The organism is Neisseria mucosa (assembly GCF_003044445.1).
Taxonomy (GTDB): Bacteria; Pseudomonadota; Gammaproteobacteria; order Burkholderiales; family Neisseriaceae; genus Neisseria; species Neisseria mucosa_A.
The window spans coordinates 94,543-117,010 of record NZ_POWX01000007.1; the positions used below are offsets into that span (position 1 = coordinate 94,543).

General features: G+C 51.1%; 22 protein-coding genes, 4 tRNA genes and 1 other RNA gene. 14 read left to right on the top strand and 13 right to left on the bottom strand.

Annotated elements, in window-relative coordinates; all coding sequences use genetic code 11:
• Positions 1 to 111 precede the first annotated feature (111 nt).
• The 5 genes from DBY90_RS05900 (at position 112) to rpsI (ending at position 2,025) form a co-directional block, all read left to right on the top strand.
• Complete coding sequence (locus DBY90_RS05900; protein ID WP_003744051.1) at positions 112 to 435, top strand: hypothetical protein; 324 nt, start codon at positions 112 to 114, stop codon at positions 433 to 435.
• A 9-nt stretch (positions 436 to 444) separates the two neighbouring features.
• Positions 445 to 747: a cell division protein ZapA gene (locus DBY90_RS05905; RefSeq protein WP_003744050.1), complete on the top strand. Its 303-nt coding sequence runs from the start codon at positions 445 to 447 to the stop codon at positions 745 to 747.
• A 7-nt stretch (positions 748 to 754) separates the two neighbouring features.
• A non-coding RNA gene (gene ssrS, locus DBY90_RS05910) (6S RNA) lies at positions 755 to 934 on the top strand.
• 257 nt (positions 935 to 1,191) lie between these two features.
• Complete coding sequence (gene rplM, locus DBY90_RS05915; protein WP_003744049.1) at positions 1,192 to 1,623, top strand: 50S ribosomal protein L13; 432 nt, start codon at positions 1,192 to 1,194, stop codon at positions 1,621 to 1,623.
• A gap of 9 nt (positions 1,624 to 1,632) precedes the next feature.
• Positions 1,633 to 2,025: a 30S ribosomal protein S9 gene (gene rpsI, locus DBY90_RS05920; protein ID WP_003744048.1), complete on the top strand. Its 393-nt coding sequence runs from the start codon at positions 1,633 to 1,635 to the stop codon at positions 2,023 to 2,025.
• Positions 2,026 to 2,579: 554 nt separating this feature from the next.
• Here rpsI and DBY90_RS05925 read toward each other — a convergent pair.
• Positions 2,580 to 3,047 (bottom strand): YchJ family protein, encoded by a 468-nt coding sequence (locus DBY90_RS05925; RefSeq protein ID WP_083286694.1) that lies wholly within the window; start codon positions 3,045 to 3,047, stop codon positions 2,580 to 2,582.
• A 254-nt stretch (positions 3,048 to 3,301) separates the two neighbouring features.
• Between DBY90_RS05925 and DBY90_RS05930 the strand changes: the two genes are divergently transcribed.
• The 5 genes from DBY90_RS05930 to DBY90_RS05950 all read left to right on the top strand — a co-directional run bounded on the left by DBY90_RS05930 (position 3,302) and on the right by DBY90_RS05950 (position 5,771).
• Entirely contained in the window at positions 3,302 to 5,290 is a 1,989-nt protein-coding gene (locus tag DBY90_RS05930; protein ID WP_049228658.1) for a monovalent cation:proton antiporter family protein, read from the top strand.
• A 72-nt stretch (positions 5,291 to 5,362) separates the two neighbouring features.
• Positions 5,363 to 5,438: transfer RNA gene (locus tag DBY90_RS05935), tRNA-Val, on the top strand.
• A gap of 32 nt (positions 5,439 to 5,470) precedes the next feature.
• A tRNA-Asp gene (locus tag DBY90_RS05940) sits at positions 5,471 to 5,547 on the top strand.
• 39 nt (positions 5,548 to 5,586) lie between these two features.
• A tRNA-Val gene (locus DBY90_RS05945) sits at positions 5,587 to 5,662 on the top strand.
• Positions 5,663 to 5,694: 32 nt separating this feature from the next.
• Positions 5,695 to 5,771 (top strand) — tRNA-Asp (locus tag DBY90_RS05950).
• Positions 5,772 to 6,125: 354 nt separating this feature from the next.
• On the opposite strand, the gene DBY90_RS05955 is transcribed toward DBY90_RS05950, so the two are convergent.
• Positions 6,126 to 6,920: a 3'-5' exonuclease gene (locus tag DBY90_RS05955; protein WP_049228643.1), complete on the bottom strand. Its 795-nt coding sequence runs from the start codon at positions 6,918 to 6,920 to the stop codon at positions 6,126 to 6,128.
• A gap of 188 nt (positions 6,921 to 7,108) precedes the next feature.
• Here DBY90_RS05955 and glyQ point away from each other — a divergent pair, with 188 nt between their 5' ends.
• The gene (glyQ, locus tag DBY90_RS05960; RefSeq protein WP_003744037.1) at positions 7,109 to 8,005 is read left to right on the top strand and encodes a glycine--tRNA ligase subunit alpha; all 897 of its coding nucleotides are present in this window, start codon (positions 7,109 to 7,111) and stop codon (positions 8,003 to 8,005) included.
• A 116-nt stretch (positions 8,006 to 8,121) separates the two neighbouring features.
• A complete protein-coding gene (gene glyS, locus DBY90_RS05965; RefSeq protein ID WP_070491395.1) occupies positions 8,122 to 10,185 on the top strand; it encodes a glycine--tRNA ligase subunit beta in 2,064 nt (687 codons plus the stop codon).
• 645 nt (positions 10,186 to 10,830) lie between these two features.
• On the opposite strand, the gene plsX is transcribed toward glyS, so the two are convergent.
• The 5 genes from plsX to DBY90_RS05990 all read right to left on the bottom strand — a co-directional run bounded on the left by plsX (position 10,831) and on the right by DBY90_RS05990 (position 13,579).
• Positions 10,831 to 11,889: a phosphate acyltransferase PlsX gene (plsX, locus tag DBY90_RS05970; protein ID WP_070492022.1), complete on the bottom strand. Its 1,059-nt coding sequence runs from the start codon at positions 11,887 to 11,889 to the stop codon at positions 10,831 to 10,833.
• On the bottom strand, positions 11,886 to 12,065 hold the full coding sequence (locus DBY90_RS05975; protein WP_083286710.1) for a hypothetical protein: 180 nt from the start codon (positions 12,063 to 12,065) through the stop codon (positions 11,886 to 11,888). The genes plsX and DBY90_RS05975 overlap by 4 nt, the downstream gene beginning before the upstream one ends.
• 112 nt (positions 12,066 to 12,177) lie before the next feature.
• A complete protein-coding gene (locus tag DBY90_RS05980; RefSeq protein WP_029609809.1) occupies positions 12,178 to 12,705 on the bottom strand; it encodes a phosphoribosyltransferase in 528 nt (175 codons plus the stop codon).
• 159 nt (positions 12,706 to 12,864) lie between these two features.
• Positions 12,865 to 13,044, bottom strand: coding sequence for a 50S ribosomal protein L32 (gene rpmF, locus DBY90_RS05985; protein ID WP_003744026.1), 180 nt, complete (start codon positions 13,042 to 13,044; stop codon positions 12,865 to 12,867).
• Positions 13,045 to 13,078: 34 nt separating this feature from the next.
• Positions 13,079 to 13,579 carry a YceD family protein gene (locus tag DBY90_RS05990; RefSeq protein ID WP_003776445.1) on the bottom strand — a complete coding sequence of 167 codons (501 nt, stop codon included), beginning with the start codon at positions 13,577 to 13,579 and terminating at the stop codon, positions 13,079 to 13,081.
• A gap of 54 nt (positions 13,580 to 13,633) precedes the next feature.
• Between DBY90_RS05990 and DBY90_RS05995 the strand changes: the two genes are divergently transcribed.
• Both DBY90_RS05995 and DBY90_RS06000 read left to right on the top strand, forming a co-directional pair.
• A complete protein-coding gene (locus DBY90_RS05995) occupies positions 13,634 to 14,224 on the top strand; it encodes a Maf family protein (RefSeq protein WP_070492019.1) in 591 nt (196 codons plus the stop codon).
• 58 nt (positions 14,225 to 14,282) lie between these two features.
• The gene (locus tag DBY90_RS06000) at positions 14,283 to 14,993 is read left to right on the top strand and encodes an SAM-dependent methyltransferase (protein WP_070492016.1); all 711 of its coding nucleotides are present in this window, start codon (positions 14,283 to 14,285) and stop codon (positions 14,991 to 14,993) included.
• Positions 14,994 to 15,114: 121 nt separating this feature from the next.
• On the opposite strand, the gene DBY90_RS06005 is transcribed toward DBY90_RS06000, so the two are convergent.
• From DBY90_RS06005 to ubiB, 6 genes are all read right to left on the bottom strand, one after another.
• Positions 15,115 to 15,939, bottom strand: a complete 825-nt coding sequence (locus DBY90_RS06005; RefSeq protein ID WP_070492014.1) for an undecaprenyl-diphosphate phosphatase — start codon at positions 15,937 to 15,939, stop codon at positions 15,115 to 15,117.
• Positions 15,940 to 16,306: 367 nt separating this feature from the next.
• The gene (locus tag DBY90_RS06010; RefSeq protein WP_070492233.1) at positions 16,307 to 16,951 is read right to left on the bottom strand and encodes a thiol:disulfide interchange protein DsbA/DsbL; all 645 of its coding nucleotides are present in this window, start codon (positions 16,949 to 16,951) and stop codon (positions 16,307 to 16,309) included.
• Between the two features lie 10 nt (positions 16,952 to 16,961).
• Positions 16,962 to 18,044: an SPOR domain-containing protein gene (locus DBY90_RS06015; RefSeq protein ID WP_070492229.1), complete on the bottom strand. Its 1,083-nt coding sequence runs from the start codon at positions 18,042 to 18,044 to the stop codon at positions 16,962 to 16,964.
• 304 nt (positions 18,045 to 18,348) lie between these two features.
• A complete protein-coding gene (locus DBY90_RS06020; protein ID WP_070492226.1) occupies positions 18,349 to 19,845 on the bottom strand; it encodes a YifB family Mg chelatase-like AAA ATPase in 1,497 nt (498 codons plus the stop codon).
• Positions 19,846 to 19,858: 13 nt separating this feature from the next.
• Positions 19,859 to 20,179, bottom strand: coding sequence for an accessory factor UbiK family protein (locus DBY90_RS06025; RefSeq protein WP_003744011.1), 321 nt, complete (start codon positions 20,177 to 20,179; stop codon positions 19,859 to 19,861).
• 505 nt (positions 20,180 to 20,684) lie between these two features.
• Positions 20,685 to 22,199: a ubiquinone biosynthesis regulatory protein kinase UbiB gene (gene ubiB / locus DBY90_RS06030; RefSeq protein WP_070490776.1), complete on the bottom strand. Its 1,515-nt coding sequence runs from the start codon at positions 22,197 to 22,199 to the stop codon at positions 20,685 to 20,687.
• Positions 22,200 to 22,468: the final 269 nt, after the last annotated feature.

The window sequence follows — 22,468 nt, forward strand, 5'->3', positions numbered from 1 at the left end:
CAAACCAAAAAGTTTCAGACGACCTCAAGATTTGGCAGCGATTGACATCCCTGCATCATCATCCTAATATCCTGACCGCCTGCCACCATGCGGCAATACGGAAGCCTATACATGAATCAATCACTCGACACATTGGAAGTCAGCGTTTACCAGTTGGCCCAAAAATTTGAAACCCTTGTTGGTGAAAACCGCCGCCTTAATGAAGAAATCGACCGCCTCAAGCTCGAGCATGAACAACAAAAGCGCGAACACGAAGCCGCCGTTGACGAATTGAGCGAAGCGTTGCTTGTGCAGGTCGGCAAACTCAAAGAAGACCTTCAAGGCAAAATCGACAATCTTAATGCCGAAAAAGAACAGTACCGCAGCGCATTGGAACAGGCTGCAGAAAAAATCCGCCAGCTCATTTCCCGCCTGCCGCAAGAAACGCAATCATAAGGACACGCCATGAGTATCGAACAAGTCAGCCTCGACATCATGAATGTCAATTTCACCATCAACACCCCGAGCGAAGAAAAAGATACACTGCTCCAAGCTGTTGATATGCTCAACAAAAAAAGTGCCGCCATCAAAGAGAGCGGACGCATTGTCGGCAGCGATAAAATTGCCATTATGACCGCGCTCAATGTTGTCCACGATCTCCTTAAAATCACACTCAAAGACGATTTGGCAATAGGCGAATTTGAGCGTAAAATAACTGACATGAACAACGCCTGCCAAAAAGCTTTGGCGCGTTTGGAACAAAACTGATTTTTCTTTTTCCCTGCGGTGTCCGCGAAGGCATATATTCCTTTGAACCAATAAGTTCGCTTAAGGTTGCCGGGAGTTGCAGTGGGCGCGAGTGTCTATTCTTAGATGCACCCGAAGCTGCCCGAGGTGACCGCCTTGTCAACAAGGTTCAAGCGGATTCAGCCAAAACGGCTCTCGCGGGGATTCCCCATATCAAGCCATGCCCGTGCGGCATGGCTTTCATTTATCATCGGCTCCGACGTCGTCTGAAAACCAAGCATAAAATTGAAAACACATCTCGATATTTTGAATCATCAGTAATGTTTTCCAGCTTAAAAACAACATCTCCCTAAGCATAAAACCGCCATCATAGAAAAAACACTTTCAGACGACCCCAATCCGATTGACAAAAGCCAATCCCATCTTTAAAATTCACAACTTTCTATATCTATCTGGATTTCCACTATGAAAACCTTTTCAGCGAAACCCCACGAGGTGAAGCGCGAATGGTTCGTTATCGACGCCCAAGACAAAGTTCTGGGTCGCGTTGCAGCCGAAGTCGCACACCGTCTGCGTGGCAAGCACAAACCTGAATACACCCCCCACGTTGACACCGGCGACTACATCATCGTCATCAACGCGGACAAACTGCGTGTAACCGGTGCCAAATTCGAAGACAAAAAATACTTCCGTCATTCCGGTTTCCCCGGCGGTATCTACGAGCGTACTTTCCGCGAAATGCAAGAGCAATTCCCGGGTCGCGCTTTGGAACAAGCTGTAAAAGGCATGTTGCCTAAAGGCCCATTGGGTTACGCAATGATCAAAAAACTGAAAGTGTACGCTGGTGCAGAACACGCCCATGCCGCACAACAACCCAAAGTTTTGGAATTGAAATAAGGACACGACATGAACGGTAAATACTACTACGGCACAGGCCGCCGCAAAAGTTCAGTGGCTCGTGTATTCCTGACTAAAGGTACCGGCCAAATCATCGTAAACGGTCGTCCCGTTGACGAATTCTTCGCTCGCGAAACCAGCCGTATGGTTGTTCGCCAACCTTTGGTTCTGACTGAAAACGCTGAAGCGTTCGACATTAAAGTCAACGTTATCGGCGGCGGTGAAACCGGTCAATCCGGCGCAATCCGTCACGGCATTACCCGCGCCCTGATTGACTTCGACGCTGCTCTGAAACCTGCCTTGTCTCAAGCCGGTTTCGTTACTCGCGATGCTCGTGAAGTTGAACGTAAAAAACCAGGTCTGCGCAAAGCACGCCGCGCAAAACAATTCTCCAAACGTTAATTCTTTTTTGGAATCTCAAAAAGCCCTGCAATGCAGGGCTTTTTTGTGTGAAGCTCGAGACATCTAAGTATTGAAACTATTAAAAGAATAATGAAACCCTCTCCAAAAAATGGATTTCAATAAATAGGAGATGCTTGTTTTTAAGATGCAGGTATGTAATAGGAATGTTTGGGATGCTGCTGTGAATTTTAATTTCATGAAGCTACATTTAATGAAGTGTTGTAAATTAACTAATATGAATAATAGAAAATGTACCGTTTATCCAAATAAACTAACGCTTATCTTATATTCTGAGCAATTTATTCAAAAAATTTCACTTCTTAACAGCATTTAATACTAAGGCTTGTATAATGCAAAGTGCTGACACACACCGCTCTTTTATCCCTTTTGGGCGGTGCAGCAAGTAAGACGTTTTCCCGCAATGTATTGGCCATTCATACTTCTCCCTTGGTATGAATGGTTTTTTTTATCTAAGTTTTTTATGTTGCCTTATGAAGATGAAAAGGTCATCTGAAATATATTTTTCGACGACCTTTGTGATTTTGTATCCTGCCTTATTTGAAAAATTGTCCGCAGCATGCCTTGAATTTTTTTCCTGAACCGCAGATACAGGCTTGCTTCATTGTCGGGAGTGGAACGTTTGGATCAATAAAGTACCAGTATCCGTCAATATTGACGAATGTAGATAGTTCATGATGACATGCTGTTTCAGCTCCATCTTGAAAATGGGCATTAAATTCAACTTGCGCGTGGCGTTTGCCGATGAGGGTATGGTGGATTACTTCTAATCCCAGCCAAAGGGTTTCTCGGCTCCATTGCTGCATTTCTTCTTGATTCAGCAGATTTTGCTGGGAAGGAACTGTGGTGGCAACGATATAATCAATATTATGTAACACATAGGCACTGTATCTTGAGCGCATCAGTTTTTCGCCAGTCTGCGGATGAGTTTGATGGGTATGGAAGGGGTAGCAGCATTCAGCGTAGGGTAGGGAAGAAGAACATGGACAAGGGGTAGGGGGCATGGAGGATGTCCTATTAATGTTTTTATTTTATTGAGAGAATAAAAGTCTATTTGGCAAGTCGTCTGAAACAGAAATATCCGAAATGTTCATTTATTCGGTATTATTTATTGCGTAGGAACATTATTTTACAAGGTTTTTTGATACAATATCTCTACTCCGTCCCGACAATGCCGGAATGTTATTCCGCGTCCGCTCGGACGGCCTATCATAAATAAAACAGTCATTTCCCAACAAACATCAAGGCCGCCCGCTCTATGCACGAAACTTTTTCCCTTGCACCCATCGTTATCGTACTCCTCGTTTCCGTCATTACGGTGATTTATTGCCGTAAATTCAATATCCCTTCCATGCTCGGTTATCTTTTGGTCGGCTTTATCGCCGGTCCGGGTATGTTGAAGCTGATTCCGCAAGGTCATGCCACTGATTATTTAGGTGAAATCGGTATCGTATTCCTGATGTTCAGCATCGGTCTCGAATTCTCCCTGCCCAAGCTTAAAGCCATGCGCCGTTTGGTGTTCGGGCTGGGCGGTTTGCAGGTCATTGTGACCATGCTGTCGATTATCGGCATTTTGATGCTGATGGGCGTCAACTTTAATTGGGCGTTTGCCGCAGCCGGGGCGATGACCATGTCGTCCACGGCAATTGTCAGCCGCATCCTGTCCGAAAAAACCGAGTTGGGACAGCCGCACGGTCAAATGGCGATGGGCGTCTTATTGATGCAAGATATTGCCGTTGTACCGTTGATGATCCTGATTCCTGCATTGTCGGGCAATGGCGAAGAAGGCAGTCTGTGGGTCGCGCTGGGTCTTGCCGGATTGAAAATGCTGGTCACGCTGGGCGTGTTATTCGTCGTCGGCAGCAAGGTGATGTCGCGCTGGTTCAGAATGGTCGCCAAACGCAAGTCGTCTGAATTGTTTATGATCAACGTCCTGCTGGTAACCTTGGGCGTAGCTTATCTGACCGAACTGGAAGGCTTGTCGATGGCATTGGGTGCATTCGTCGCCGGTATGTTGCTTTCGGAAACGGAATACCGTTTTCAGGTGGAAGACGACATCCGCCCGTTCCGCGATATTCTGCTCGGTTTCTTCTTTATCACGGTCGGCATGAAACTGGATATCCAGGCTTTAATCGGCGGCTGGCAGCAGATTCTGATTTTGCTGGCAATTTTGCTGGTATTGAAAGCATTGGTCGTCTTTTTCATCGCTTTGCATATGAAGCATCCGATTGCGGATAGCTTGAAAACAGCCCTCTATTTGGCACAAGGCGGCGAATTTGGCTTTGTGATGTTAAACATCTCCAGCAAAATCAATATGGTGTCCCCCGAGCTGGAGCAGGCAGCTACGGCAGCGATTCTGTTGTCAATGATTATTGCCCCATTTATCTTAGGCAGCAGCGATGCCATCGTCAGCCGTTTTGTCAAATCAAGCTGGGACATGAAGGCATTGGATTTGCACAGCATATTGGTGGAAACCATGAGCAAATCCGACCACGTTCTGATTATCGGTTTCGGACGCGGCGGTCAGACCGTCGGGCGCGTATTGGCTCAGGAAAACATCCCCTTCTTCGCACTTGACCTCGATATCGCTAGGGTTCAGGTGGCACGCAATGCCGGCGAGCCGGTCTCATTCGGCGATGCCAAACGGCGCGAAGTCTTGGAAGCGGCAGGTTTGGAGCGTGCCAAAATGGTGGTCATTACCCTGAACAATATGCATGAAACCCAGCATGTTCTCGACAATATCATGTCCTTGCATCCGAGCATGCCTGTGTATGTTCGGGCAACCAATGACGATTACGTCAAAACCTTCACGGATATGGGCGCGGAAGAAGCTGTATCCGACACTAAAGAAACCAGCTTGGTGTTGGCAAGCTACGCCATGCTGGGTAATGGCGCGACCTTCAACCATGTTTATCAGACCATTGCCAACATCCGACACAGCCGCTACGCCTCTTTGGAAGGCTTGTTTGTCGGCAGCGATGATGAAAATGGATTTGACGACGGAGGCAAATCAGTCTGCCGCCACGCCTTCCCACTGACCGGAGAAGCCCACGCCATTGGCAAGACCATCCGTGATTTGCCTTTGGATCATGCAGGTATCAAGCTGCTATTCATCCGCCGCAATACGAGCAGAATAGAAAATCCTGACTTGGATTTGCAGTTGCAACCGAATGATATTTTGGTCGTCGCAGGCAAACAAGAGGAAATTATTTCTTTTGAAAACTGGAGTTTGCAAGGAAATACCTAATACACTGAAAAATAAAGCTTGCGCAGCGGATGCTTTTTTGATTTAATAGCGTCTTCGCAAACGCAGCGACAAGGGTGATTAGCTCAGTTGGTAGAGCGTCTGCCTTACAAGCAGAATGTCGGCGGTTCGACTCCGTCATCACCCACCAATTTTCCTTTCATTGTTGCAAAACGATGATGCGCGGTGGTAGCTCAGTTGGTTAGAGTACCGGCCTGTCACGCCGGGGGTCGCGGGTTCGAGCCCCGTCCGCCGCGCCAAATTTCAAAATACTGACATTGTCGGTATTTTTTATTTTCGGGTGATTAGCTCAGTTGGTAGAGCGTCTGCCTTACAAGCAGAATGTCGGCGGTTCGACTCCGTCATCACCCACCAATTTTCCTTTCATTGTTGCAAAACAATGATGCGCGGTGGTAGCTCAGTTGGTTAGAGTACCGGCCTGTCACGCCGGGGGTCGCGGGTTCGAGCCCCGTCCGCCGCGCCAAATTTTAAAAATACCGGCTTTGCCGGTATTTTTTTGTGCGTAAGAAACGAACGTGGAGAGGACAGCTATTTGGTTTTCAGACGACGACTTATAGAGATTTCACTTTAAAGCAGGATAGGGTAGAGGAATGGTCGGCTGTATAGAGTCTGCGGTTGATTTACCTTAAGCTTTCGAATCTTAGTAAATCGTGTTCTCTTTGAGTTAAGGTGAGGTAACGTTGTTTTGGTTTGAAGTTAATCCATTGTAGGTTCTAATTTTGTTTAAGGTCGTCTGAAAACAAAAATCCATACCGGATTCTGCTTTTCAGACGACCTTTATGGTTGGCAGGAACGATAGCCTTTCCAAACCTATTGTTTAACGCCACGCGGCGACAAACTCGTTCCAATGCTGCTTGTCCTGAGCCTGTCCGGTCAGGTAATGCTTCAGCCGTTTGACTTCCACTTCATACTCGTCCGCGTCCAAAGCGCCACTCATCAGGCGGAAGCGCAGGAACATCAAATAAGTGTTTGCTGCATCAGTTTCGCAATAATCGCGGATGTCTTTCAGACGACCTGCGTGGAACGCTTCCCAAACTTTGCTGCCGTCCATGCCTAGCTTGCCGGGGAAGCCGCAAAGTTTCGCCATATCGTCCAGCGGCACATTGGCACGCGGCTGGTACAGGGCGAGCAGGTCCATCAGGTCGCAATGGCGGTTGTGGTAGCGGCTGATGTAATTGTTCCACTTGAAATCGCGGCTGTCGCCGAAATCGCCCTCGCCCATATCCCAATAACGCGCCGCCGTAATGCCGTGTATCAGCGCGCGGTAATGCAGGACGGGCAGGTCGAAGCCACCGCCGTTCCAGCTTACCAGTTGCGGCGTATGGCTTTCGATAAGGTCAAAAAACTTGGCGATCATTTCCTCTTCGCTGTCGTGCATTTCGCCTATGGTGCCGACGTGGATTTTGTCCTGCCCCCAGCGCATACAGCAGGAAATGGCGACCACTTGGTGCAGATGGTGTTGCATAAAGTCAGAGCCGTTTTGGGCGCGGCGTTTCTGCTGGGCAAACAAGACGACCTCATCGTCCGGCAAAGAAGCAGGTAGATCGTACAACAGGCGGATGCCGTTCACATCAGGCACGGTTTCAATATCGAAAGCCAAAATCGGGGTCATGGGCGACTCCTCAAATTCAATCAAAACAGATTAAAACAGACAACAGGATAACGGCATTGTGGCATGTTTCCGCATTTATTGACAGTCAAATCACACCGCCAACCTGCCATTCCATCCGCCTGTACACCTACCCAAAACACCGTCAAAACAGTAAAATCCCCCTTTTATCCCAATCCGAAACATAAGCCATGCTCACCTTCCAACAAATCATCTTCAAACTGCAAACATTCTGGGCAGACAAAGGCTGCACCGTCATCCAACCTTTCGACATGGAAGTCGGCGCCGGTACTTCCCACCCCGCCACCTGCCTGCGCGCGCTCGGCCCCGAGCCTTGGTTTGCCGCCTACGTCCAACCCAGCCGCCGCCCCAAAGACGGCCGCTACGGCGACAACCCCAACCGCCTGCAACACTATTATCAATTCCAAGTCGCGCTCAAACCCGCGCCCGCCAATATCCAAGATCTTTATCTCGATTCCCTGCGCGAATTGGGCATCGACCCCAAAGTCCACGACATCCGCTTCGTCGAAGACGACTGGGAAAACCCCACCCTCGGTGCATGGGGCTTGGGCTGGGAAGTTTGGCTCAACGGCATGGAAGTGACCCAGTTTACCTACTTCCAACAAGTCGGCGGCATCGACTGCACCCCCGTACTCGGCGAAATCACCTACGGCATCGAACGCTTGGCGATGTACCTGCAAGGCGTAGAAAACGTCTACGATCTCGTTTGGGCAAAAACGCTCGACGGTAATACAGTAACTTACGGCGACGTGTACCACCAAAACGAAGTCGAACAATCCACCTACAACTTCGAATACAGCGATGCCGACTGGCTGCTGCGCCAGTTCAACGACTACGAAGCGCAAGCCAAACGCCTGCTCGCCGAAGAAAACGCCAGCCTCGCCCTGCCCGCCTACGAGCTGGTCCTCAAAGCCGGACACACCTTCAACCTCTTAGACGCACGCGGCGCCATTTCCGTGACCGAACGCGCCACCTACATCGGCCGCATCCGCGCGCTGAGCCGCACCGTGGCGCAGAAATACGTCGAAAGCCGTGAGAAACTGGGCTTCCCGTTGATTAAAAAATAACGATACGTCGTCTGAAACAGGTTTTCAGACGACGTTTATTGCGTATCCATTAATACAGGCCGTACGGTATATGCAGACTTTATAAGCAGAACCTACGGACAAACAGAAAGTCTCCCATGACAACCCAAACCCTTTTAATCGAACTCCTTACCGAAGAACTTCCCCCTAAAGCCCTGAATAATTTAGGCAACCACTTCGCCGCTTCTGTTGCCGAAGGCTTGGAAAAAGCACAACTGATTGACGGCACAGCCGAATTTACCGCCTACGCATCGCCGCGCCGTTTGGCTGTTCAAATCAAAAACGTCAAAGCCATTCAAGCTGATCAGAAAATCGTGAAAAAAGGTCCTGCCGTGGCGAATGCTATGAAAGACGGTGCGCCGACCAAGGCTTTGGAAGGTTTCGCGCGCGGTGCTGGGGCAAAAATCGAAGACTTGACCATCGTCCACGACGGCAAGCAGGACGTGTACGCCTACGAATACGTCCAAACCGGCAAACCGTTGGGCGAACTTTTGGAAGACATTATCAATCAGGCGGTTAAGAAACTGCCGATTCCAAAAGTAATGCGTTGGGGCAGCAGCACGTTTACTTTCGTGCGCCCCGTTCACGGGCTGATTGTGCTGCACGGCGGCGACATCGTAAACGTCAGCGTCTTGGGTCTGAAAAGCGGCAATCAAACCTTGGGACACCGCTTCCTTTCCAGCGGCGAAATCACTATTACAAACGCCGACAGCTACGCCGCACAAATGCACGAGCAAGGCAAAGTCGTCGCTTCGTTTGCCGAGCGTAAAGCCGCCATTCAGACAGCCTTGAACGAACAGGCAGGTCGTCTGAAAGCGACCGTTGCCGCTGATGAAGCCCTGCTGGACGAAGTTACCGCGTTGGTCGAATACCCCGTTGTTTTGGAAGCCGGTTTTGAAGAACATTTCCTCGCCGTGCCGCAGGAATGCCTGATTCTGACTATGCAGCAAAACCAAAAATACTTCCCGCTGCTCGACCAAAACGGCAAGCTGATGAACCGCTTCCTGCTGGTCTCCAACCTGCAAACCGAAGACCCGTCGCACATCATTCAAGGCAACGAACGCGTCTTGCGTGCGCGCCTGTCTGATGCCGAGTTCTTCTACAAGCAAGACCAAAAAGCGACTTTGGAAAGCCGTCTGCCCAAGTTGGCAAACGTGGTGTACCACAACAAAATCGGCTCGCAAGCCGAGCGTATCGAACGCCTTCAAAGCATTGCCGCCCACATCGCCAAAGCTTTGGGTGCGGACGCTGCCGCAGCCGAACGCGCCGCGCGTTTGGCGAAAGCCGACTTGGTGACAGAAATGGTCGGCGAGTTCCCCGAACTGCAAGGCACGATGGGTAAATACTACGCCCGTTTGGACGGCGAAACCGAAGAAATCGCCGAAGCCGTCGAGCAACACTACCAACCGCGTTTCGCCGGCGACAACCTGCCGAACGGCAAAGTCGCTACTGCCGTTGCGCTGGCCGACAAACTGGAAACCTTGGTCGGCATTTGGGGCATCGGTCTGATTCCGACCGGCGACAAAGACCCCTACGCCCTGCGCCGCGCCTCCTTGGGTATCCTGCGGATGCTGATGCAGTATGGTTTGGACGTAAACGAGCTGATTCAGACGACCTTCGACAGCTTCCCCAAAGGCTTGCTCAACGAAAAAACGCCGTCTGAAACCACCGACTTCATGCAGGCGCGCCTTGCCGTATTGCTACAAAACGACTATCCGCAAGACATCGTTGCCGCCGTACTCGCCAAACAGCCGCGCCGTTTGGACGATTTGACCGCCAAACTGCAAGCCGTTGCCGCATTCAAACAACTGCCCGAAGCCGCTGCGCTCGCCGCCGCCAACAAACGCGTGCAAAACCTGCTGAAAAAAGCCGATGCCGCATTGGGCGAAGTCGATGAAAGCCTGCTGCAACAAGATGAAGAAAAAGCCCTGTACGCCGCCGCGCAAGGCTTGCAGCCGAAAATTGCCGCCGCCGTTGCAGAAGGCAATTTCCAGACCGCCTTATCAGAATTGGCTTCCGTCAAACCGCAGGTCGATGCCTTCTTCGACGGCGTGATGGTGATGGCGGAAGATCCCGCCGTAAAACAAAACCGCCTGAACCTGCTGAACCGTTTGGCAGAACAGATGAACGCGGTAGCGGATATTGCGCTCTTGGGCGAATAATACAAAGCCGTAAACAAAAGGTCGTCTGAAAACGGGCAAGCAGCTTTGCCTAACGTTTTCAGACGACCTTTTTGATTGTTTCAGGTTCGCGGTTGTGGGGTAGGGAGACAGGTAACGGATTTATAGTGGATTAACTTTAAACCAGTACGGCGTTGCCTCGCCTTAGCTCAAAGAGAACGATTCTCTAAGGTGCTGCGCACCAAGTGAATCGGTTCCGTACTCTCTGTACTGTCTGCGGCTTCGTCACCTTGTCCTGATTTAAATTTAATCCACTATATATAGCAAACTTATTTCGTTTTTGAGATTGGCTCTACTATTTTCGTGCAAGTGAAAACCTAAGAATTAGAAATCTTGGAAATATTTAAATATTCTTGAACAACTGAAATATAGATTTTCGCTTGCACAAAGGATGACGATGGTGATGTAGTATGGACTTTACTTGCAAATATGAAGGAAAAAAGCTTTTAAAGTTTCGGCATAATTTTCCGATAAAGCTTGTGCCACAAGTTTTGGTTTGCTGGACAGCATATGGTTTGGCAAGTTTGTTCTAAAAATCATCAACCCAATGCCTGCATATGATTTTTCAAAAAAACGTCGTCTGAAAATTTTTCAGACGACGTTTTTATATTTCGTCGTTCAATGGCGTTATTCTGCCGTATCAGAAGCAGCCTCTTTTTGTTCCTTGATTGTCTCCAATGCGGCAAGTTGTTCGGCGACACCTTGTTCGATTTTGGACAGGCTGGCGGATTTTGCTTCGTGGTAGGCTTCTTCTAAGGCATAGCTGAAGCCGATATCGTCTGTACCGCCGTGGCTTTTGATGACGATGCCGCGCAGACCGAGCAGAATCGCGCCGTTGAATTTGCGCGGATCCAGCTTGCCTTTCAGACCTTTCAGGGCGGGGAGGGCGGCGACGGCTGCCATTTTGTTGAACAGGTTGCGTTGGAATTCCTGACGGATGGCTCCGCTCATAAATTTGACCGCGCCTTCGATGGTTTTGAGCATGATGTTGCCGACAAAGCCGTCTGCGACAATCACGTCGGCTTCGCCGTACAGGACGCCGTTGCTTTCGATGTTGCCGATGAAATTCAGTTTGCTGCTTTTGAGCAGTTTGAAGGTTTGTTTGACGGTATCCGTGCCTTTGATGTCTTCGGTGCCGACGTTAAGCAGTCCGACGCGCGGGCTGCCTTTTTGCGGGTAGAGGGCTTGGAAGAGTTCGTTGCCGATGATGGCGAACTGTACGAGCTGCTCGGGCGTGCAGTCGACGTTTGCGCCCAAATCGAGGGCGAGGGTCAGGTGTTCGCTGTCGGAGGGCAGGAATTTGGCGATGGCGGGGCGGTCGATGCCGGGAATGGTTTTGAGGACGAAGCGGGCGGTTGCCATGAGCGCGCCGGTGTTGCCGGCGGATACGGCGGCTTGCGCGTTGCCTTCTTTGACTTGGTTGATGGCAATGCGCATGGAGGAGTCTTTTTTGTTTTTCAGGGCAAGCTGCGGGGCTTCGTCCATGCCGACGACTTCGGAGGCATGGAGTACGGTAATGCGCTCCATCGGCGCGTTGGCTGCGGAGAGGGCTTGGCGGACGGCGGATTCATCGCCGACCATAATGAGGTGTACGTCTTGCTGCTGTTTCAAAAAGGCAAGGGCACCGGGGACGGTAACTGCGAGACCTGAGTCGCCGCCCATGGCATCTACGGCCAATGTAATCATGTTGTTCTCCGGTTTGTGCTGTGAAACGGAAGAGGGGCGGTGTCGGCTACCTCTGTGGGTTTGTTCGGCTTCACAGTCGGTTTCAGACGACCTTTTTGCGATACGCGGTACGGGGTTGTCTGAAAAGGGGTGTATGTGTGGTCGGGGGCTTCGGATTGAAGGGTTGCGTTCCACATTCTAATGCGTTTTATGAAGATAAGCTGAGAAGAGGCAAAATCTCGTTTTGTCGGTGTTCTACGGATTTCGCTTTTACCGTTTCCGGAGAAGGCGGGCTTCTCCGTCGCGGGCTTATTTTTTGCCTTCGGCGGCAAGGCGGTTGTGCTCGTCGATGTCGAGCGCATCCCAAGGGTAGTTGATCCACCAGTCTTCTACGGTCAGGCCGCTGAAGTAGGGGATGCCTTCGGGGATTTTGCCGACTTTGGCTTTGATTTTTTCATGCAGGACGGCAACGCCGATGGTGCCGAAATCTTCTTTTTGCAACTCGGTCAGGCAGAATTCCATGGTCACGCGGCTGTCGTCGACTTCATCGACTACGAGTACGTTTTTGCCTTTCAGCGCGTCAGGCACGGGGTCGAGCCATTGGACTTTTTTGACTTCTTCCGTTACCTGTCCTTCGTTGTCGCTGTCGTAATAGGCGGTGGTTACGGCGTAAATCGGGATTTCCAGAAAGCAGCGCAGCATACGGGCGGGGATGAAGCCGCCGCCGCCGATGGCGATCATGGCATCGTATTTGACGCCGGAGTTTTGGATTTTTTCCGCCAACGCTTTGATCACGCGGTGGATGTCGTCGTAGGTGTACCAGATTTTCTGTTTCATGGCGATTCCCGATTCAATGGGGTGTATCAGTTTGAACTGCAAGGATTTTGTGCTGCATTTTGAAGTATGGGCAGGCATGGAGTCGGGCAGTTCGGATGTAATGTAAAAAAGCCAGCATTGCATGGCAATATTCTGGCTTTTTCAGTCAGTCGAATAAGATTATTCGCCTTTGGCTTTCACTACTTTACGGCCGCGGTACATACCGTTGGGGGAAATGTGGTGCGGGCGGTGTACTTCGCCGGTTACGCTGTCAACAGACAGAGAAGGCGCGGTCAAAGCGTCGTGAGAGCGGTGCATACCGCGTTTGGAAGGGGATTTTTTGTTTTGTTGAACGGCCATTTCAAGCTCCTAGATAAATAAAACTGTGTCCTGATTAACTGCTTTTCAAACCTGCTAAAACAGCAAAAGGGTTGGGTTTGTCCTGATTGACTTGTTCCAGCGCGGCATTGTCGCAGTTTTCGTGGCGCGGGGAGAAGGGGAGCGACATTAGGATTTGGTCTTCCACCAACCCGCGTACGTCGAGTTCTTTCTCAATCGGCATGCCTTCCAACTCTTCGTCGGCAAGCATTGCTTCATCCAAGTCCTCTTCGTTGGCGAACAAAACAATACGGCTGGTTTCGTCGAGCGTAAACGGCATGGGGCGGATACATCGCTGGCAAATCAGCGGCATATCGGCTTTGACGTTCAAATCGAGAAACAAACGCTGCAGTCGGTCGCGTCCGCCGCTCAGCGTAAACGACACTTTGGTCTGTTTGTCGGCCGGATAATCGTGCGAACGGACTCGTTCGTCCAATTCCTCAAGCAGGAAGCTGCCTTGCAGGGTCTGCTTTTCGGAGGCGAAAACTTCTGGGTCAATCAAATTAGGGTCTGACATAAACGGGGTATGATATAATTTCGACAGTCTAACGTCAATATTTTTAAGCAAAATATGAGTGCAAAACTGCCTTTGATATTGGGTTCGGGTTCGGTGTTCCGCCGCGCGCAGCTCGAACGTTTGGGCATTGATTTTCAAACTGCCGCGCCTGATTTCGACGAAACGCCTGCTACGGGTGAAAACGCGGCGGATACTGCCTTGCGTTTGGCGGAAGGGAAGGCACGTTCGCTGGCGGCTCGATTTCCTGCCGCGTTGGTAATCGGCGCGGACCAAGTGGCGTGGTGCAATGACCGCCAGTTGGGCAAACCGATGAACGTCGCAAATGCACAACAAATGCTCAGGGATTTGAGCGGCAGAAAGATTGAATTTTACAGCGCAATCGTGCTTTTGAATACTGCTTCGGGACGCATTCAGCGCCATGTCGATAACACGTCGGTCGTGATGCGCGCGCTGACAGACGGGCAGATTGAGCGTTATCTGGCGCGCGAGCCGGATGCGGTTTACTGCGCGGGTGCGGCGAAGAGCGAGGGCTTGGGCGCGGCGTTGTTGGAGCGAATAGACAGCAGCGACCCGAACGCGCTTATCGGTTTGCCCATCTTCAAACTGGTCGAGTTTTTAAAAAACGAAGGCGTAGAAATTATTTAGGTCGTCTGAAAACAGCCGTTTGACGGTTTCAGACGACCTTCCGTATAGGAAACCCATCATGTCCCCGATTCTTTACCTGATTCCCACCCCTTTGGGCGCGCCCGATACACCCTGCCTGCTCCCGCACGAACAGACGCAGATTACCGGCTTGACCGATTTCGTCGTCGAAGCCGAGAAAACCGCCCGCGCCCATTTGAAACATTTGGGCGTTACGACCCCCATCCGCGAGCTGAACCTGCAAACCCTCAACGAACACACCGACCTGAAAACCCTGCCCGAACTTCTGAAACCTTTGCAGGAAGGGCGCAGCATGGGCATCCTCAGCGAAGCAGGTTGTCCAGCGGTTGCCGATCCCGGCGCGAATCTAGTGGCATTGGCGCACCGACACGGCTATGAAGTCCGTCCGCTGGTCGGCCCGTCCAGCCTGTTGCTGGCACTGATGGCGTCAGGAGCGAATGGGCAGAATTTCGCGTTCAAAGGCTATCTGCCGTCGGAGAAAAGTGAGCGCATCGCCGCTTTAAAGAGCTTGGAACAGCGTTCCCGTCAGCAAAACGAAACCCAGCTTTTCATCGAAACACCTTACCGCAACGACGCGCTGCTCGCCGATGCGCTGGAAACACTGCACCCAGAAACCCGACTCTGCACCGCAACCGACCTGACTTTACCATCGCAGGAAATCATCAGCCAAACCGTTGCCGCTTGGCGGAAATCGAAAACGCTGCCGAATTTGAAAAAACGCCCGACGATATTTGTGTTGCATGCGGGTTAGGGAAGTAGGGGCGGGCGATTTGACGGATTCGCCCGCCATACTGAAAAAGGTCGTCTGAAACCTTCCAGATAAGGTTTTCAGACGACCTTTGCTTTATCTGAAGCTTATCCCTGCTTCAACATCATGCTGCCCATTTGACCCAGCCCATCGCCCAAGTCAGCAGAATCAATCCGCCGAAGACGATGCGGTAATAGGCAAACGGAACGTAGTTTTTGCTGGACACGAATTTCAGCAGCGATTTAATCGCCAAGAGGCCTGCCAAGAAGGCGGCGATAAAACCGACGGCAATCAGGCCGACATCTTGCAAAGTAAAAAGTTTGTAGTTTTTTAAGACGTCATAGCCGGTAGCGGCAATCATCATCGGCACGGCGAGGAAGAAAGAAAATTCGGTCGCGGCTTTTCGCTCGATACCCCACAGCATACCACCCATAATCGTACTGCCCGAACGCGAAGTCCCCGGCACCAGCGCGCAAACTTGGGCGCAACCGACCACAAGCGCGTCAATCGGGCGCATTTCGTCCACGCTTTTGACTTTAGGTTTGACTTTGCTTTGGCGTCTTTCGACCCACAGAATAAAAAATCCGCCCAACACCAACATGGTGGCGACGGTAATCGGTTTAAATAAATCTTCTTTAATTTGTTTGCTGAACAGAAAACCTACGATTGCCGCAGGCACGAACGCGATGGCAAGGTTCAGCACAAAACGGTTGGCGGCACGGTCTTTGCCCAATCCGGATAAAACGGAGGTAAATCGTTGACGATACTCAAAAATCACGGCAAGCACCGCGCCCAGTTGGATGGCGATCTCAAAGACTTTGCCGTTGCTGTGAAAATTAAGCAAATCGCCCAATACAATCAAGTGACCGGTACTTGAAATCGGCAGAAATTCCGTCAAGCCTTCCACAATGCCCATAATCAGGGCTTTTAATAAAGTCAAAATGTCCATATTGCTTTCTTTTTTGGTTTTCAGACGACGTTTGCCCGTCTGGATTTCAGGATAAAGCGGTATCAGAATCAGAAAACTGCTGCGGGGTGGCGGTGTTTGCCCTATCCCTCAGCAGTATCGTTTTTATGGATTTTATAATGGATTAAATTTAAACAAGTACGGCGTTGCCTCGCCTTAGCTCAAAGAGAACGATTCTCTAAGGTGCTGAAGCACCAAGTGAATCGGTTCCGTACTATTTGTACTGTCTGCGGCTTCGTCGCCTTGTCCTGATTTTTGTTAATCCACTATACGCCGCCCAAAACAAACAGACAGTTCGGAAACCGCCTTATCTTTTGCGGTCATTCCGAAACTGTCTGGCTAAATTCCGTCAGCGCACGGCTTTGCTGGAACGCTCTTGGCGGACTTTGTTAATCAGCTCGCCTATGGTTTTCTGCCCATGCGCCCAATCGCTGCTGAATATGACCCGATATTTGCCGCCGACGATGACGTCCGGCGTACCTTCGATACGGTAAGTCTCGGTCAGGCTTTGCATTTTTTTAGCGGCTGCGAGGCTGGCAGGCGCGTCGTATGCGGCAATCAGTTTTTTGCTGTTAAAGCTTTTTTGTGCCGCCGCCCAGCTTTTGAAAGTGGCGGTATCCGCCAAATTGATTTTCTGTTCGTGTACGGCTTTGAAAATAGCGGGGTTTGCCTGATATTTCAAACCCGAAGCGTTAACCGCTGCGGCAACCCGCGCCAAGCCCAGCATTTCGGGCATCCAGACGACGTGTTCGGTGCGCAGGTAAACGTCTTTCGGGAAAGTTTTGCTGTATGACAGCAAAACGGGATCAAAGTTTTGGCAATGTACGCAGAAATAGCCGAAAAATTCCAAAACTTCGATTTTGGATGCGTTTTGTTGCGGAATCGGTTTTTTCAAAACCGTGTAATCCACGCCTTCGACCGCAGCCTGCGCGCTTGTGGAAAAAGCAAGCGCAAGACTGAGGAGGACGGCTGCCGGTTTGGTTGTCCGTTTCATTGCCGCCTCCTTATTGAGCCGAACGCATCAGGCTGTTGATATTGTGTTTTTGCAAGTCTTTCTGAACGTTTTTCGCGGCTTCAGACGACATGCTGTTGCTTTGTACGCGGTAAACGGTTTTGTCGCCATTGGTGCGCTCGACCACTTTGGACGAAATGCCGAGCATGGCAAGTTTGGCACGTTGCGCGTCGGCGCTGTTGCGGTCGGCGTACGAACCCATTTGCAGGATGACTTTTTTACCGCCTTCCGCAGTTTTAGCTTCGGCTTTGGCAGTTTGTTTGTCCGCTTCGGCTTTCTTCACTTCTTTCGCCGCACCTTTATTCGCTTCCTGACGGGCTTTTTCAATGCTGCCGCTGTTCAGGATTTGCTCGGGGGTCGGTTTGTTGGTTTTTTTAGCCGTTTCGGTTTTCTTGGCTTCGGCGGCTTTCTTCTCTGCCGCTTTTTTCTCGGCAAGTTTGCGCTCGGCGCGCGCTTTTTGTTTGTCCGTCAACTCGGCTGCCTTTTTGGCTTTATCGGCAGCTTCTTTGTCGGCTTTGGCTTTTTCTGCGCGTTTTTTCGCAAGTTCTGCTTTTTTCTCGGCAAGTTTTTGTTTCAACTCGCGTTCGGCAGCATCTTTGTCTTCTCTTTCAGCTTCGCGCAGGGCTTTTTCTGTTTCACGGGCTTCGTCTTCCGCTTCGCGGACGGCACGTTCTTTTTCCGCTTTTTCTTTGTCTGCGCGCTCTTTTTCGGCTTTGGCTTTATCTGCCTTTTCTTGTGCTTCTTTCTCAGCGCGTTCTTTTTCTTTGGCTGCCGCATCGTCGTCAGCCTCGCTGCGTTTTGCCTCAGGCTTAACCTCTTCGGTCGGACGCTCTTTCTCTACGGGAACAACGACAGGCGGTTCTTCCGCTTCAGGCTTGGTTTCAGGCTTGGATTTTCCCTGAGGTTTGAGGATTTCAGGCTCGGTTTGCTGTTTTTGCGGCTCGGTCGCGCCTTTGAAGGCGTTCGGCGTGTCTTGATTCAGAAAATACAGGATGCCCCCGATCACGCCGGTAGCGAGGAGGAGGCCGAAGAAAAAGCCGAAAAGGCCTTTGCCGTATTGAGTGTTCTTATTCATGAGATACCTATATTGATGATGCCGTTCAGACGACCTTTTGGCGGCAGATGAATCTGCTGCTGCCATCGGCAGGGACGGGTCATTTTATCAATATCCTTTATATTGGGCAAAAATGCGCCGTTTGTTTACATGGTTTTTACGAAAACCGCCGTGATGTTAGGACGTGCTGACAGTTTACCGACGACAGAATTTCCCTGATAAAACAGGATATTCCGCACTTAAAACACCAGCAAGATACCCAAACTGTCTCGGCTTTTTATCTTGAATCTTCCATTTTCAGTATTCAAGGTCGTCTGAAAAATTTTTACAATGCGCGGCGGAAGCTGACAGCTTTCAAAACATGGCTTCTGCCGACTTCTTCATCGCCCGCCAAATCCGCCAGCGTACGCGCCACGCGCATGATGCGGTGGAAGCTGCGTGCGGAAAGGGAAAGTTTTTCCAACAGGTTGCCCAAGGCTTCCTGCGCTTCTTTTTGGATGCGGGCGGACGTATCGAGTTCACTGACGCTCAAGGCGGCGTTGACTTTTCCTTGCCGCGCGTATTGTTTGTCGCGGGCGGCGATCACGCGCTCTAACACACGGGCGCTGCTTTCCCCTGCTTCCTGCTGCATCAGTTCGGCGGCGGACAGGCTCGGAACTTCGATAGTCAAATCAATGCGGTCGAGCAGCGGGCCGGAAATTTTGCTGCGATAACGCGCGACGCTCTCGGGCGTGCAGCGGCAGGGTTTGACGGGATGCCCGAGATAGCCGCACGGACAAGGGTTCATGGCGGCAACAAGCTGGAATTTCGCCGGATAGACGGCTTGACGCGCCGCGCGGGAAATGTGGATTTCGCCGTTTTCCAAAGGTTCGCGCAAAACTTCCAAAACTTTGCGGTCAAACTCGGGCAGCTCGTCCAAAAACAAAACGCCGTGATGTGCCAATGAAATCTCGCCCGGACGCGGGTCGGAACCTCCGCCGACCATGGCTGCCGAACTGGCACTATGGTGCGGGCTGCGGAAAGGACGGTGGCTGTCGAGTTGTTGCTGGTGGTTGGGCAGGAGCGAACGCAATGCCCATACTTCGACCAATTCGTCTTCGGTCAAAGGCGGCAGAATACCGGGCAGCCGTTGGGAAAGCATGGATTTGCCCGTTCCCGGCGGCCCCATCATCAAGAGGCTGTGTCCGCCCGCAGCAGCGATTTCCAAAGCAAGGCGGGCGGTGTGTTGACCTTTGACATCAATAAGGTCGGGCAGTTTGGCATTTTCAGACGACCTTTGCGGGACTTGACAGTCGGTTTGCGCCAAGGGTTCGATGCCGTTCAAATGAGCAGCGACTTCACCTAACGAACGCGCGCCGTAAACGGTAATGCCGCGCATCACGGCGGCTTGTTCTGCGTTTTCCTGTGGTAGGACGAAAGAACGCCCAGCCTGCATACCCTGCCACGCCATCGCCAACGCGCCGCGCACGGGGCGCAACATGCCGGAAAGCGCCAATTCTCCGGCAAACTCGTATTGCGCGAGCTTTTCGGGTGCAATTTGTCCGGATGCGGCGAGGATGCCCAGCGCAATCGGCAGGTCGAAACGTCCCGATTCTTTGGGCAGGTCGGCGGGGGCGAGGTTGACGGTGATTTTTTTAGCGGGGAAGTCGAAACCGCTTTGGATAATGGCGGCGCGCACGCGGTCGCGGCTTTCTTTGACTTCGGTGTCGGGCAATCCGACGATATTGAAATGAGGCAGGCCGTTGGCAAGGTGGGCTTCCACTTCGACCAACGGCGCATTCATGCCGCTCAAGGCGCGGCTGTAAACCAAGGCAAGCGACATGTTTCAGACGACCTTATTCGCCGGCTTCGGTTTGCTGTTTGATTTCTTCAACGGCTTCTTGGGCTGCGACCTGCGCGGCTTCCAATGCGGCCTGCTCCGGCTCTTGCGCGGCTTCAAGTTTTGCCAGACGCTCTTCCAATTCGACCAGCTTGGTGCGGGTTTTGATCAAAACCTGCTGCTGGATGTCGAATTCTTCGCGCGTAACCAAATCCATACGGTTGAACGCGCTGCCGAGCATGGCTTTGACGTTTTTCTCCATGTCTTTGGCAGGGCTGTTGGCGATGGTTTCGCTGATTTTTGCGCTGACTTCTTCAAAGAGTTGTTTGCCGAACATAATCCGTATCCTTTATATCAGAATATATAAAATTCAAGCGGCTATTGTATAAGGAAAAAGGTCGTCTGAAAACGGGTATAGCAGGCTTGCCTAGCTGTAATCCGTGTTTCAGACGACCTCAGTAATGAGTATAAAAGTAGCGTGGGCTTTCCCTGCGAAAAATATAGTGGATTAACTTTAAACCAGTACGGCGTTGCCTCGCCTTAGCTCAAAGAGAACGATTCTCTAAGGTGCTGAAGCACCAAGTGAATCGGTTCCGTACTATCTGTACTGTCTGCGGCTTCGTCGCCTTGTCCTGATTTAAATTTAATCCACTATATATCGGTCTATTCTGTTTCTTGGGCGATGGACAAGATATTCTGATTTTCGTGGGCGAAAGCCCATGCTGCGGTTGAGGTGCGCGTTTTATTCAACTCCATAATAAAAAGGTCGTCTGAAAATGCGGGTAGTGAGTTTTTCTAAAACTACTATTTCGTTTTCAGACGACCTTTTGAATAGGTATGTTTTAATCAAACAGCAAAATCAGAAGCAAAGTAACTGCAATCACGCCCAGCCACATGCTTTGCCGCTGCTGCACTTTAACCAAATGGATATAGGCATCGCGCATTTCCTGCTGGCGGTTTTCGTCAACCAGCGCGCTGATTTTGCGCGGCAGGGAAGGGATGATTTGCGCCCAATCGGGGGCTTCGTTTTTGAGGTTGCGCAAAAAGGCTTTAGGTCCGACCTGTTCGTTCATCCACTTCACTAAAAACGGTTTGGCGGTTTTCCACAAGTCCAAATCGGGATCAAGCTGCCGTCCCAAGCCTTCGATGTTGAGCAGCGTTTTTTGCAGCAACACAAGCTGCGGCTGGATTTCGACATTGAAGCGGCGACTGACTTCAAACAGGCGCATCAGCACCAAGCCGAAGGAAATTTGTGAAATCGGTTTGTTGAACACCGGCTCGCATACGGCGCGGACGGCGGCTTCCAATTCTTCCGCGCGTGTGTCGGCAGGCACCCAGCCTGATTCGATGTGGGCGGTTGCGACGCGGTGGTAATCGCGGTTGAAAAAGGCGAGAAAGTTGATGGCGAGATAGCGTTTGTCGTAGTCGGTCAATGTGCCGACGATGCCGAAATCGAGGGCGATGTAGCGGTTGTCGGCCGCGACCAGAATGTTGCCGGGGTGCATATCGGCATGGAAAAAGCCGTCGCGGAAGACTTGCGTGAAGAAGATTTCCACGCCGTAATCGGCGAGTTTGTGCAAATCGATGCCGTCGGCTTTGAGTTTGGCGATTTCCGATACCGGTGTGCCGTCCATCCATTCGATGGTCAGCACGTCGCTGGTGCAGTAGTCGTAAAACACTTTAGGCACAATCAGCATATTGCTGTTTTGGAAATTGCGTCTGAGCTGGCTGGCATTGGCGGCTTCGCGCATCAAGTCCAACTCGTCGTGCAGATATTTGTCAAATTCCGCCACTACTTCGCGCGGTTTCAAACGCTTGCCGTCGGCAAACAGACGCTCGACCACCCAAGCCGCGCCGAAACGCATCAGCGACAAATCCTGTTCGATCACGGGCAAAAGGTTGGGGCGCAAGACTTTGACCGCCACTTGTTCGCCCGAATGCAGGCGGGCTTTGTGTACTTGGGCGATGGATGCGCTGGCGACAGGCTCGGTTTCAAATTCCGCATACAGCGTTTCGATGGATTGCCCCAGCGATTTTTCGATTTGCGAGCGTGAAAGCTGCGCGTCAAACGGCGGAACTTTGTCTTGCAGCTTTGCCAGTTCGACCGCGTAATCATGCGGAATCAAATCGGGGCGCGTAGAGAGAACCTGTCCGAACTTGATAAAAATCGGCCCCAGGCTTTCTAGGGCAAGGCGCAGGCGGACGGCCGGCGGTTCGTTTTCAAATTCAGACGACTGCGGCAGCATTTTCAACAGCGTTCGCGCCCAGCCCGGACGGACAAGCGCGGCAAACAGCTCGGCGAGGTGGTAGAGGTAAAGCGTGCGGAGGATGGTTTTGATGCGTTTGAGCCGTTTCATGACGATATATTGCGCGACAGTCGGTAATGCGGGGATTATATAGGAAACGGCAGGCCGTTGGCGGGCTGGTTTTTGAAAATGTCGTCTGAAAATGAAGTAAGGTAGTTTTAAGGCGGAATTTGGGTTAATCCGTTTTAGGTGTTGTTTAACTACTGGAAAATTGTGCGGATTGTTTGGGTATTAGGAAAGATAGTTTCAGGGTTTAAAAACAAGATTTTTTAATGGATTTTCATAATATTCTGTTTTACATGGTATTTTGGTTGGCGTGT